Genomic DNA, 12,696 nt, shown 5'->3' with positions numbered 1-12,696 from the left:
ACATGAATTATTTTTAACGTTGCCACACTATGCGCCGTCCTTCAGCGTACCTATTCTCCATCTTCGCTTTATTGGTTAGCTTTAACTTTGTCGCACGAGGTGAAATAGGTGCTCCAGCCTTTCATACCTTTGACATGGAAAGCGGTATCACACACGTTACTGTTTCTGATATTGCTGAAGATAAATATGGTTTTTTGTGGCTGGCCTCTCAATCAGGTATAGATAAATTTGACGGTTATACCTTCAGAAATTTTGGAATGTGGGGAGATGACAAATCTACAGGCCTTCAAACTTTAAGTGCGCTTCAATTAGAAGCAAGCCTAGACGGCGAATATATTTGGGTGGGCACGTTCAGCGGACTAAGTCGCTTAAATGTAGACACAGAAAAATTTAAACATTACTCACTTCCGGTGTCGTCCCCCTTTAGCAAGCAAGTCATCAATAGAATAAAAACGACATACGATGGCACCTTGTGGATAGTATCTGAGCGAAATTTGTATCGGTACTATGAAAAAAACGACAGTATTGAACTCGTCAGTTATCTTCCCGATACAACGAGTACACTCACTGATATAGAGTTAATCGGCAACACTCTGTACGTTACCTCCACCTCTGGCCTTTATAAGCTCGATACTATTAAAAATTCATTAGTACTTGTTGCGTATGAAGGTGTTAACTTCACCAGACTTGTCGCTGCAGAGCGTTCACGGTTCTGGTTAGGCACTTCTACTCATGGTATCTGCCTGTTTAACCCCAATGTTGAACCCGAGCCAATAACTAAACAATGTACGAGTGAAATACAAGGATTGTCTGACAATTCGGTAACGGATATTCTACTACAGCGAAATGGCGATTTATGGGTTGCGACCGAACGAGGTTTAAACCTTTTAAAAGCCCATAGCCCTTATACAGTATTGCACTTCCCAATAAGTGATAAAGACTCAGGAGACGAGCGCGTCTCAAGCCTTTATCAAACTAAATCCGGCCTTGTCGTAGTGGGTACGAAAGACGACGGCTTTGGTATAAGTAACCCAGAACTCAGCAACTTTTATACAACTGAAGTGGGTGGTGGCCGGATAATTGGCTCTATGGCCTCGTTTAAAGAGAATAAAGTATGGGTAGCGAATGAAAAAGGGTTGTGGATTTACGATACGGTTAACAAGACGTATGAAGGGCCATTTACTTCCAATAACGCACAGAAATCCGACAACAAAGCAAGTGATAAAATCACCAGTACTTTCTATGATTCAAACAACGATACGCTTTGGCTAACGACTCGCAGCGGACTAGCGATATTAAACAGTAAAACAAACCAACTTGATATTGTGGCGTTACATGGTAAGTCCGGCTACAGCATTAATATGGACACCCAAGGCGATATTTGGTTTGGTGGATATAGCGATGGTGTTTTTGTGTATCGGCCTTCTGAGGGGCGGGTAATACAACAGTGGCCGCTTTCCCTTACTACTCGTATTCTTTTCGAAAATGACGAAAGTGCATGGCTAAGTACTGTAACGGGGCTGCATTTGGCCAACAAGCTCACCGGTGAATTAACAAGTATTAGTGATCATACCGACAAAATTACAGACAGTACGGTGGTAACGTGGGTTTCACGCTCTGAGCGTGGTGGCTATTGGATAGGGACTCAAGCTGATGGCTTGTATTTTGTCACAAAAAATAACGATGACTTATCAACCATAACAGTGACGCAAATTACGCCAGAGAGTAGATTGAGCAAAGTATCAATTGGGGCAATTGTTGAAGACGATGAGTACGGGTTGTGGATTTCTACTATAGAGGGAATAACTTATCTAGCGCCAGATCTTTCTACACTTTATCACTATGGCGCAGAAAATGGCGCCCTTTCCAAGGGTTACTATATCGGCTCTGTTGCCACAACCCAAAATAACACTATTCTTTTTGGCGGTGCAGAGGGGCTCACGCAGTTTGTTCCGTCAGAAGTTGCAAACGTGAAATGGTCGCCTGCTGTTCACCTGACGAAGGTAGAGACAGTAAGTCGAGATGAACAAAATGGTACTAGTGTGCAACAACGCCTTAACTTAGGCGAAAAGATAGAACTCACTCATAATAATATTGCCCTTTCCATTGAGTTCGCAGCCACAGATTTTATGAATGCTAATGAACTGCGCTATGCATACAAGCTCGTTGATTTCGAAAATAACTGGCGATTTACTGATTTTAAGACGCGAGTGGCAACCTATACAAATCTAGAGCCTGGGCGATACCGTTTTACGGTAAAAGCGATAAATCAGGAGAATGTATGGAGTAGCGACGAAGCTCAACTCGAAGTTATAGTGATTCCGCCTTGGTGGGACGAGCCTATTTGGCGTGGCGCATTAGGCTTAAGTATTCTCTTCATCATCTCTTCAGTAATCTGGCTACGAATTTCGACGCTGAAAAAACGCTCTGCAGAACTGGCCCTTAAAGTAGAGGAAAAAACACGAGACCTCGAAGCAATGATAGAAAAACTTACGCATTTATCGACTCAAGACTCGTTAACTGGGCTTAAAAATAGGCGTTATTTCACACAGAGAGCCAACGCAGAGTGGCAAGAATTTAAACGGCATGATCGTACCTTTTCCTTGCTTATTGTGGATATAGACTTTTTCAAGAATATAAACGATGAATACGGCCATCATGTAGGCGATGAGGTTTTAGTAAAAGTAGCCAAAACTTTGGAGAAAAACCTTCGAGAAAGCGATGTTATTGCACGCTGGGGCGGAGAAGAGTTTTTGATATTGTTACCCTCACTCAATGTACAAGAAGCTTACTGGGTAGCAGAAAAGTTACGTAAGTGTGTTTCGGAACAAACTATTGAAAGCCCTCCTCACTCAATTAAGGTAACCATAACGTGTGGCGTTGCTGACATCAAAGATTACGATAGCGTAGATGCCTGTATTCACGCTGTAGATAAAAAGCTGTATGTTGGGAAAGAGTCTGGTCGAAACGCCGTGGTGAAATAATATCAATCCGCAAGCGCTTGGCTAACTCAATCTGGCTTTTTTGCATTTATTCTTTTATGCAGTCAATCTCTTTGTCATGTAATCCATCGCAGTCATTGATCACTTGTTGCGTTTGCTTCTTATAAAACCTTGTAACGATAAACATTTTTAATTGCAAGGAGGATAGTGTTATGGCTAACGTATTAGTGATTGGCGCTTCAGGACAAATTGGGAAGCAAGCAACGGTAAAACTTCTAGACGCAGGGCACAAGGTTTTAGCTCCCGTAAGAAGCCCAGATAAACTGTCAGATATCCAAAACGCCAACCTCACAGTGGTTGAGCAGGACTTAGAAAAAGATTTTTCAGCACACTTTGAAGGCGTGGACGTTGCGGTATTCACAGCAGGTTCAGGCGGTAGCACCGGCGCAGATAAAACACTTATGATTGATCTTTGGGCGGCCCGCAACGCGGTTAACTATGCAAAAGCGGAGGGGACACCCAAATTTGTTATGGTTAGTTCTATTGGTGCAGACGATCCTGACGCCGTGGAGTCAGCAATAAAACCATACTTGGTTGCCAAACACATGGCTGACGAGCATCTAATCAACAGCGGCTTACATCACGTAATTCTTCGACCTGGGACTTTATTAAATGAACCGGGTAAGCATTTAGTACGAACTGATATGCCAAGCAATAGGGACGATGCTGTTATACCAAGAGAAGATGTAGCGACAGCTATTGTCGAAAGCGTTGCAAGAGAAAGTAATGCTGACTTGATCACCTATTTGTTCAAAGGTGATACACCAATTTCCCATATTTTCTAGGTGATCGACGCCCTCTCTTTTGCCAATACATTATTGAGTCTATTCAAGCTAGAGAGGGCTTATTTCTTACTTCTGTCGCCGGTTAATATACTGCCGACTTAGGTGGTGCCCAGAATAGGCGGTATCACGTACTAAATATGTGCCTACTTAGAGGCTAGAGATAGTCACCTACGGTATCAATGACTGGCTAACCCAGTTGCCATTTCCGTCTTTTTGATGCCACTCTCGACTTTGAGGGTTACCTCTCAAATTCAGGTAGTCTACATTATCAATAGCCAGCATGATCACGCAAAAGTGAGGTGGAACTACACCAAAATCCCCTTCAACCTGTAGTGCCGAACCATCGTTTCTTGGCGTGCCGGGCTCGCCCCACAAAAACTGCTTTTTGCCTGCATCTGACAATTTATTCCATTGCTGAGTAACTAAGTCAGCATCTTGATGTAACGTTATTATTGTTGCAGTACAAGAGAAGCGATATTGCTCCCTAGTTTTAGAAAAATACCAACACACCTGCGAGTGAGGATTCTGGCCAAGCTGGTCATATTTATCTGAGCGGGTATCAGAAATAACCACCAGTTGGTTGTCGTCGGTGATCCCTCTAAAAACCACGGTACGGCAGTACGGTACACCACTACCGTCCACAGTAGCTAACTGAAAGTAACGACTTTCTGGCATACTGCGGGTTTGGTGAAGACTCTTTGTCAACCCTTGTCGCCACTGGGGCATAACCACCTCCGAGAGTAAAATCGCCTGTGTTTAGCGCTACGCGGCTTTCTTCTTCGCGGCTAAAGAAAACAGCGTGTAGAAGTTTTGCGTGGTAATTTCCGCGAGCTCTTTTACCGTCACGCCTTTAAGCTCAGCAATAAATTCTGCCACTTCTACAACGTAACCTGGCTGGTTTTGTTTACCTCGATGAGGAACTGGCGCAAGCCATGGTGAGTCAGTTTCAATAAGTAGTCGCTCTAAAGGGATCGCTTTTACCACTTCACGCAATTCATCTGCTGAATTAAAGGTTACGATGCCTGAAATAGAGATATAGAAGTCCATATCTATTGCTGCCAGCGCCATGTCTAATGACTCAGTAAAGCAATGCAAAACACCTTTGGTGTGCGCAGCTTTGTGTTGGCGGAGTAAGTTAATGGTGTCTTCCCTTGCATCCCGCGTATGAATAATTAGCGGCTTTTTAGTTTCGTTAGCTACTTTAATGTGGTCGACGAAAGACGTCAGCTGGATTTCTTTACTTTCCGGGCTATAAAAATAGTCCAGCCCAGTTTCACCAATGGCTACCACTTCTTCACGCTGCGCCTTCTCTAGCAGTTCTTCATAGCTACACGCTTCATCTTGATGTAGTGGGTGCACACCACAAGATACTGATACATCTTCAAACTGACTTACAGCTGCTAACATGCTGTCGTAATCACCAACAGATACGCACACACAAAGGAAGTGTTCAACACCTCGGGTTCTTGCGAAATTTAAGGTTTCAGCCAGCTCTTCTGGCCCTTGCTTAAGTCGGTCTAAGTGACAATGAGAATCTACGAACAAACTACACCTGTTTTAAAAAATTACTGTCAGACAAAAGGGCTTCGACAAGCCAGCGTTTGCCTATTAACGTTGAAATTGTTTTAGTAACCCAAAAAGTACCATTGATTTGTTTACACCTGCGTGCTGCAGCGTTTTTACCGCATCAACACACGCTTCATAGCGTTTAAAATCAACAGCCTGTTGACGTTTCATGTATTCGTCATGGGCCATCTGTTGACACCACAATGCGATTTGAGGCGCATTGTCCTGCCACTTATTCGCAAGCGTTTGTACTTGCAAATTTGCATCGCCTGCTAAGAGCGCCTGCATACCATCGCTAAAATTGCGATAGCTAATGTCTTCTTCACCACTAAGCGCCTCCTCTACACGAAGAGGGGCATAGCCATAGGCAGCCAGCAATGCCTCGCTTGCATCTTCTACGCCCTTAGCGTTTAAGTAGTTCAAACTATCTGACACTGACGGGAGCGAGAGTATCTGCCGTTCACATCGACTTAATATGGTCGGCATAATTTTATTGATACTGTCAGTGATCAGCAGTAAGAAGGTATTATTTGTGGGTTCTTCCAAGGTTTTCAACAGTGCATTAGCTGCCGCTTCCGTCATGGTATCGGCACGAGGGATCAACAACACTTTATTGCCCCCCATTTGCGCAGTACCTGAAAGCTTGGCTATGCCTTCACGAATCTTATCCACCCCTAGTTGCTTTTCACTTTCTAAAACATGAAAGTCTGGGTGGTTTCCAGCTTGCCTCAAATGGCAACTTTGACACTGCTCACATGGCCCATTTATGCTTGACTGCTTACACAATAGCGCATTGCTTAACCCTAACGCGAGTTGGTATTTTCCAATTCCCTTTGGCCCTGTCAGCAATAAACCATGGTGTAATTTTTTTGCCATATATCGCGACAATAACGTCGAGAACGTTTTAGCAAACCAAGGCATTACTTGCATTAGCCTTTCCCCTGCTGGCTTCCGTTTCGCGCCATGTTAATGCTTTCGCCACTTGTGTTCGTCACATAGTCATTGATAACCGCAATCACGTCTTGATGTACCTTTTCCATAGGCTGCATTGCACTAACCACGACGATAGATTCATCTTGCTTAGCAAGAGACAAGTATTTTGCACGGGTTCGCTCGAAAAAGGCGAGCCCGGCTTGCTCAATGCGGTCAAGCTCCCCTCGCCCACGGGCGCGCTCTAGTCCAACCGCAGGCTCGACATCCAGATATAAGGTTAAATCTGGCTTAAACCCTTTGAGGGCTATATCGCTGATGGCCGTCATCGTTTTTCCACTGACGCCCCGACCACCGCCTTGATAGGCTTGAGATGACAGGTCGTGTCTGTCACCTACCACCCATGTACCAGCATCAATTGAAGGTAAGATCTTATTGGTAAGTAATTGCACACGAGCCGCATACATAAGAAGCAGTTCAGTCTCCTCACTCACGATCTCATCCCAGTCGTGTTTTACACATTCTCGAATGGCTTCTGCCATAGGTGTGCCGCCTGGCTCACGAGTTTGCTCAACGCGCTTTCCTGCACCTTTTAATGCTTGAACGATAAGCCCAATCACTGAGCTTTTTCCTGCCCCTTCAAGGCCTTCAACTACAATAAACTTTCCGCGCATTACTTTTTAAACTCTGTTTTTATTTAGCTATAACGTATCGGTTGTCTGCATCAATACGGCTATCGTTTTAACTGGTATTTTCGCACAGCTGCATTGTGTTCAGCTAGTGTCGTAGAAAATTGGTGGCTGCCATCGCCCTTCGCCACAAAATAGAGTGCATCCGTTGTCAGTGGGTGCAACGCAGCGTGAATGGCGGCCTTGCCTGCCATCGCGATAGGCGTTGGTGGGAGCCCTTTAATAACATAGGTATTGTAAGGCGTTGCTGTTCGCAAGTGCTTACGGGTAATGTTTCCGTCAAAGGTTGGGCCGATACCATAAATCACGGTGGGATCGGTTTGAAGGCGCATATTTCTGTTGAGCCTATTGACGAAAACGCCTGAAATCATGTCACGCTCTTCAGGCACAGCCGTTTCTTTTTCGATGATACTCGCCAAGACAAGAGCTTCGTAAGGTGTTGCCAATGGCAGTTCAGCATCCCGTTGCTCCCATTCGCGAGAAACAAAATCAATTAACGCGCGGTGTGCTCTTTTTAATATCTCGCTTGCGGTTGTGCCTTTGGTAAAGAAATACGTATCAGCCAAATATACGCCCTCTGTCTGCGAAACGTTTTCGCAACACCAATCTACGCCATTATCCTGAGTGAGCTGGTTTAATTTCCCTTCGTTTAAATCAAACACCAAATCTGTGTTTTGTTTAAGCGACTCAAGCCACTGTGCAAGGGTTAGTCCTTCGACTAAACTCACTGCAAAAAGGTGCTCATCACCCTCGGTAAACAAGGTAAACACATCTACTAGTGACTGCCCTGGGCGCAGCATGTAGGTGCCAGACTTAACAGACGTACTGCCTGCAAAGAATTTGAGCCACACCTTAGCAACAAAGGGCGACACATCGGTCATGCCTATTTTACGCAAGTGTTTCACGGTACGATAAGCGTTACTGCCGCTCTCTATCGTAAATAAGGTTTCACTTTTTAATGCTAGTTCATCGGTAACCTTGCTCGAGACATACATTACGCCAGAGGCTGCCCCAACAACGGCAAGCATGACAAGAGATAATAGAATAACAATTACCCGCTTCATGCTTGAACTTCCCCTTTCTTCATTGCTTTACATTCCATTTTATTTCTTTTTACTACTAATCTGGTGAAGCTCGTAAAACGTTGACGAACCCCGTTGTGAGAAGTGCGTTTTAGTTAATTTTGAAGCGCAGTCTGAAGCCGTTTCTTTAACGCTACAATCGCATCGCTTCTTACATCAAAATAGACATAAGAGAAATCCGGCATTTGTATTTTCTGTACCGGCATTACGCCCATTAGTGCATTGGTAATTACCACTGCACTCGCTTTTCGCAAATAAGAAAGGTCATATTCCCCCACGTGAAGCGAACAATTGTCGTTTAACAGCGAATCAATAAGACACTGCCTGACTACGCCATTGACACCACTTCCTTTCAAAGACGGGGTATACCATTGTTCATTGAGGTAGAAAAATACATTGCCAGCACTCGCTTCAATAATGTTATCTTGGGTATCGCAAACAATAGCATCGTGTGCGCCAGCGTCGTCTACTTCGTGCTTAACTAAGACTTGTTCTAGCCTGTTCATATGCTTTACACCCGCAAGCAATGGTTGAATGGCTAACCGCGTTTGAGCGCATATTACCGTTGCACCTTCATTCGCAAGACTATCGTAATGGACGGGGTACGGGTGCTGGCTGAATCTAACTAATGCTTCACTGTCTTCGCTTCGCGCATACCCTCTTCCGGCTTGACCTCCCGACACGTGAATTTTTAGCACATATTTTGGAGAAGCGTTATCACCTGAGCCGCTCTTTATCGTCTTAACCTGTTCAGCAATTGCGGCTTCAAGCGCGCGGATATCAATATTGAGCTTGATGGCTGCCGCATCGTGCTCTAAACGTGAAAGATGATAAGGCAATAATTCTACATGATGTTCACTTACCAACAATGTGGTAAATACACCGTCGCCATAATTAAACGCCCTGTCACTTGATGAAATAGGCGTAGCGCTAGGAATAATTCTCACTGCCTACTCTTGTTCGCCGTTATTGTGGTTGTTGGAAGTATACCAACTTGCGTTGGTCAGACAACGTCTAGCTGAATTGATTTGGCTGTAGCGGTGCTCAAAGAGACCTGAGTTTTATGATAATCACTGTGAGATTTAACTGTATTAACAACAAAAGGCAGCCGAAGCTGCCTTTTAAATATACGTGAAGTTCACATAATCAGCGATAATTACGCTATATTAGTCACGCCGTATTAGATACGCTTGAAAATCAATGAGCCGTTCGTACCACCAAACCCGAATGAGTTACACAGTGCGTAGTCTTCATTGAATGCCTTTGCTTTGTGTGCAACAAAGTCTAAGTCACAGCCTTCACCTGGTTCGTCCAAGTTAATGGTTGGCGGCGCCATTTTGTCACGCAGTGCCAAAATAGTGAAAATTGCCTCAACTGAACCTGCGGCCCCTAGCAAATGGCCTGTCATTGACTTGGTAGAGCTAACAAGTAGCTTGTGAGCATGGTCATTGAACACGCGTTTTACTGCTGCCACTTCCGCAATGTCACCTGCAGGCGTAGACGTACCATGTGCGTTAACATAGCCGATTTCGCTTGCATCCAACTTCGCATCATTTATCGCGTTTTGCATAGACGCAGCCGCACCTTCGCCATCTTCAGGTGGAGAAGTCATGTGGTATGCGTCGCCGCTCATGCCAAAACCAACCAGTTCTGCATAAATGGTCGCACCACGCGCTTTTGCGGCTTCGTATTCTTCTAGCATTACCACGCCAGCGCCCTCACCCATGACAAAACCATCGCGGTCTTTATCCCATGGGCGGCTTGCGGCTTGTGGGTTGTCGTTGCGAGATGACAACGCACGTGCTGCGGCAAAACCAGCCATGCCTAGCGGAGTAATAGACGCTTCTGCGCCTCCGGCCAACATGGCATCAGCATCGCCATAAGCAATTGTTCTTGCGGCAATACCAATGTTATGAACGCCTGTTGTACAAGCAGTCACAACGTTTAAATTCGGTCCTTTCAACCCTTCCATGATAGACAAAAAGCCTGAGATCATGTTGGTGATGGTTGAAGGTACAAAAAATGGCGATACGCGCTTAGGTCCGCTATTTGTCAGTTTCAAGTGGTTTTGTTCAATTTGTTCTAAACCACCAATACCTGAACCAATAGCTACACCTACACGATGCGCATTATCTTGTGAAATAGTTAAACCAGAATCGACCAAGGCTTGCTTGCCTGCTGCTATACCCAGTTGGATAAAGCGGTCCATTTTCTTGGTTTCTTTCTTTTCAATGTATTCCTGCGGATCAAAATCATTAATTTGACCTGCGAAACGGGTTGAATAGTTACTACAATCGAAATGGGTGATTTCACCGATGCCGCTTTCGCCCGCGAGCAATTTGCGCCATGTGTCTTCGCTATTAAGACCTAATGGTGAAAGCATTCCAAGACCAGTAACCACTACGCGACGTTTTGTCACAAAAAGCCCTCGCTTTGGAACTAAGGTAGGAGATACAAAAACGGCTCTGTTAGAAGAGCCGTTTTGTCGCTACTTAAGACTTAAGCGTCTTTGTTAGCGTTGATGTAATCAATTGCTGATTGAACAGTAGTAATTTTTTCTGCTTCTTCGTCAGGAATTTCAGTATCGAATTCTTCTTCCAAAGCCATTACTAGCTCAACAGTGTCAAGTGAATCAGCGCCTAAATCGTCAACGAATGAAGCTTCTGCTTTTACTTCTTCTTCTTTCACGCCAAGTTGTTCAACGATGATTTTCTTAACGCGTTCTTCAATGTTACTCATAATTCTAGGTTTCCCTTAAACGTCACTAGATAATAAAAGTGCCGCTAGTTTATTTTGCAAGGTGCATCCTTGCAAGCACCAGTTTAAACAAATTTTCTGGTCAAACCAGCGACATTCGAAATTCGTAAAATACTATTTTTACATCCAAGTTCGGGTAAATACCACCCCAAACTAAGGAAAATTCGCAATTTTTGCGAATTTACCCCATATACATACCACCATTTACATGGATAGTTTCGCCTGTAATATAGGCTGCACCATCGCTTACTAAAAAGGCAACAGTGGCTGCAATTTCATCAGGCTCGCCTAATCGGTTAGCCGGAATATCTTTGAAAATGGCTTCTTTTTGATCATCGGTCAGCGCTTTTGTCATATCGGTATCGATAAAACCAGGCGCTACAACGTTGATGGTAATACCACGAGAAGCCACTTCACGCGCCATTGATTTAGAAAAACCAATGACCCCTGCCTTCGCTGCAGCATAGTTTGCCTGTCCGGCGTTACCTGCACTGCCCACCACTGAACCAATATTCACGATGCGACCAAAACGCTTCTTCATCATACCGCGAAGTACCGCTTTTGACAGTGTGAAAATTGAAGTTAAGTTGGTGTCGATAATGTCCTGCCACTCGTCATCTTTCATGCGCATTAGCAGATTATCACGTGTGATACCTGCATTATTGACCAAGATATCGATACCACCATGTGCTTCATTAATCGCTTTAATCGTGGTATCTACGCTTTCTTTGTCGGTGACATTTAGTGCAAAGCCTTTGCCGCCGAATTCAGAAAGATAATCGCTGATCGCTTGCGCACCATTTTCACTGGTAGCGGTTCCGATAACCGTAGCACCTTGCTGAGCAAGCTGCGTGGCAATCGCTTTGCCTATACCTCGGCTTGCGCCGGTAACAAGCGCAATTTTACCGTCTAATTGACTCATTGCGTTTCCTTATTGTTTTAATGCTTCAACACCATCAGGTGTATTAACTGCAAGAGACGCTAGGCTCTTGTCGATACGTTTGTTCAATCCAGTAAGTACTTTACCTGGACCTACTTCAATAACGCGCTCAACGCCCGCTGCCGCCAAATATTCAACAGTACGCGTCCATTGAACGGGGCAATAAAGCTGTCTCACTAATGCGTTCTTGATTGCATCACCTTGGGTTTCAATAGTGACATCAACATTATTCACGATATTAATTGCAGGCTCATTAACGTTCAATGACGATAACGCGTCTTCTAACTTGTCTGCTGCAGGGCGCATTAACTCACAGTGTGAAGGAACGCTCACCGCAAGAGGAAGTGCGCGCTTAGCGCCCGCTTCTTTACATGCATTAGCGGCTTGCTCTGCTGCATTCTTTTCACCTGCAATAACCACTTGGCCTGGAGAGTTAAAGTTAACTGGCGCAACCACATCGCCCGTAGCAATAGCAGTTTGCTGACAAATATCAGCAATGGCGGCATCGTCTAGTCCGATAATGGCATACATGGCACCCGCGCCGGCCGGTACAGCTTCTTGCATATATTTACCACGGGCTTCCACAAGCTTGATAGCATCAGCAAAATCCATAGCGCCGCCACATACTAATGCTGAGTACTCACCAAGGCTGTGACCCGCTAGGTAATCTACGTCTATGCCCTGCTCGCGAATAACACGCCAAATTGCTACGCTAGCAGCAAGCAACGCTGGTTGAGTGATATGCGTTTCGTTAAGTTTACCGTCTGCATCGTTTTGGACTAAATCCCACAGGTCGTAGCCGAGCGCGTCAGAGGCTTCTTTAAACGTTGCTTCGATAATCGGAGAAGTCTCAGCAAGTTCCTTTAGCATACCTACGCTTTGAGAACCTTGTCCTGGAAATACACAGGCTGTCTTTGTCATGTCGATTCCTTATTATTTTTAATT

Annotated in this window: 12 protein-coding genes; 2 read left to right on the top strand and 10 right to left on the bottom strand. The window is 44.7% G+C overall.

The window, feature by feature from the left end; genetic code table 11:
* Window positions 1-29 precede the first annotated feature (29 nt).
* Both AC27KT_RS05290 and AC27KT_RS05285 read left to right on the top strand, forming a co-directional pair.
* Window positions 30-2,984: a ligand-binding sensor domain-containing diguanylate cyclase gene (locus AC27KT_RS05290; protein WP_487128010.1), complete on the top strand. Its 2,955-nt coding sequence runs from the start codon at window positions 30-32 to the stop codon at window positions 2,982-2,984.
* Between the two features lie 170 nt (window positions 2,985-3,154).
* Complete coding sequence (locus tag AC27KT_RS05285) at window positions 3,155-3,787, top strand: SDR family oxidoreductase (protein WP_487128008.1); 633 nt, start codon at window positions 3,155-3,157, stop codon at window positions 3,785-3,787.
* A 168-nt stretch (window positions 3,788-3,955) separates the two neighbouring features.
* Here AC27KT_RS05285 and AC27KT_RS05280 read toward each other — a convergent pair whose 3' ends face one another.
* The 10 genes from AC27KT_RS05280 to fabD form a co-directional block, all read right to left on the bottom strand.
* Entirely contained in the window at window positions 3,956-4,513 is a 558-nt protein-coding gene (locus tag AC27KT_RS05280) for a pyridoxamine 5'-phosphate oxidase family protein (RefSeq protein ID WP_487128006.1), read from the bottom strand.
* A 36-nt stretch (window positions 4,514-4,549) separates the two neighbouring features.
* Window positions 4,550-5,332 (bottom strand): TatD family hydrolase, encoded by a 783-nt coding sequence (locus AC27KT_RS05275; RefSeq protein ID WP_487128004.1) that lies wholly within the window; start codon window positions 5,330-5,332, stop codon window positions 4,550-4,552.
* Between the two features lie 63 nt (window positions 5,333-5,395).
* Complete coding sequence (holB, locus tag AC27KT_RS05270) at window positions 5,396-6,283, bottom strand: DNA polymerase III subunit delta' (RefSeq protein WP_487128002.1); 888 nt, start codon at window positions 6,281-6,283, stop codon at window positions 5,396-5,398.
* Window positions 6,283-6,957, bottom strand: a complete 675-nt coding sequence (tmk, locus tag AC27KT_RS05265; protein WP_487128000.1) for a dTMP kinase — start codon at window positions 6,955-6,957, stop codon at window positions 6,283-6,285. Before tmk ends, holB begins: the two co-directional genes overlap by 1 nt.
* 59 nt (window positions 6,958-7,016) lie before the next feature.
* Window positions 7,017-8,036, bottom strand: coding sequence for an endolytic transglycosylase MltG (mltG, locus tag AC27KT_RS05260; protein ID WP_487127998.1), 1,020 nt, complete (start codon window positions 8,034-8,036; stop codon window positions 7,017-7,019).
* Window positions 8,037-8,149: 113 nt separating this feature from the next.
* Complete coding sequence (pabC, locus tag AC27KT_RS05255; protein WP_487127996.1) at window positions 8,150-9,001, bottom strand: aminodeoxychorismate lyase; 852 nt, start codon at window positions 8,999-9,001, stop codon at window positions 8,150-8,152.
* A gap of 233 nt (window positions 9,002-9,234) precedes the next feature.
* Window positions 9,235-10,473, bottom strand: a complete 1,239-nt coding sequence (gene fabF / locus AC27KT_RS05250) for a beta-ketoacyl-ACP synthase II (protein WP_014949215.1) — start codon at window positions 10,471-10,473, stop codon at window positions 9,235-9,237.
* Window positions 10,474-10,553: 80 nt separating this feature from the next.
* Window positions 10,554-10,793 (bottom strand): acyl carrier protein, encoded by a 240-nt coding sequence (gene acpP, locus AC27KT_RS05245; RefSeq protein WP_012518211.1) that lies wholly within the window; start codon window positions 10,791-10,793, stop codon window positions 10,554-10,556.
* A gap of 199 nt (window positions 10,794-10,992) precedes the next feature.
* Window positions 10,993-11,733, bottom strand: a complete 741-nt coding sequence (fabG, locus tag AC27KT_RS05240) for a 3-oxoacyl-ACP reductase FabG (RefSeq protein ID WP_014976326.1) — start codon at window positions 11,731-11,733, stop codon at window positions 10,993-10,995.
* A gap of 9 nt (window positions 11,734-11,742) precedes the next feature.
* Window positions 11,743-12,672, bottom strand: coding sequence for an ACP S-malonyltransferase (fabD, locus tag AC27KT_RS05235; RefSeq protein WP_487127993.1), 930 nt, complete (start codon window positions 12,670-12,672; stop codon window positions 11,743-11,745).
* Between the last annotated feature and the right edge of the window lie 24 nt (window positions 12,673-12,696).

The organism is Alteromonas sp. 5NW40-0090, from assembly GCF_057552975.1.
This window is presented reverse-complemented; position numbering and strand designations above follow the sequence as displayed.

What these genes read in the sequence shown, in the direction of transcription:
- AC27KT_RS05290 (WP_487128010.1), top strand. Translation starts at nt 30, where the DNA reads ATGCGCCGTCCTTCAGCGTACCTATTCTCCATCTTCGCTTTATTGGTT.
- AC27KT_RS05285 (WP_487128008.1), top strand. Translation starts at nt 3,155, where the DNA reads ATGGCTAACGTATTAGTGATTGGCGCTTCAGGACAAATTGGGAAGCAA.
- AC27KT_RS05280 (WP_487128006.1), bottom strand. Translation starts at nt 4,513, where the DNA reads ATGCCCCAGTGGCGACAAGGGTTGACAAAGAGTCTTCACCAAACCCGC.
- holB (WP_487128002.1), bottom strand. Translation starts at nt 6,283, where the DNA reads ATGCAAGTAATGCCTTGGTTTGCTAAAACGTTCTCGACGTTATTGTCG.
- tmk (WP_487128000.1), bottom strand. Translation starts at nt 6,957, where the DNA reads ATGCGCGGAAAGTTTATTGTAGTTGAAGGCCTTGAAGGGGCAGGAAAA.
- mltG (WP_487127998.1), bottom strand. Translation starts at nt 8,036, where the DNA reads ATGAAGCGGGTAATTGTTATTCTATTATCTCTTGTCATGCTTGCCGTT.
- acpP (WP_012518211.1), bottom strand. Translation starts at nt 10,793, where the DNA reads ATGAGTAACATTGAAGAACGCGTTAAGAAAATCATCGTTGAACAACTT.
- fabG (WP_014976326.1), bottom strand. Translation starts at nt 11,733, where the DNA reads ATGAGTCAATTAGACGGTAAAATTGCGCTTGTTACCGGCGCAAGCCGA.
- fabD (WP_487127993.1), bottom strand. Translation starts at nt 12,672, where the DNA reads ATGACAAAGACAGCCTGTGTATTTCCAGGACAAGGTTCTCAAAGCGTA.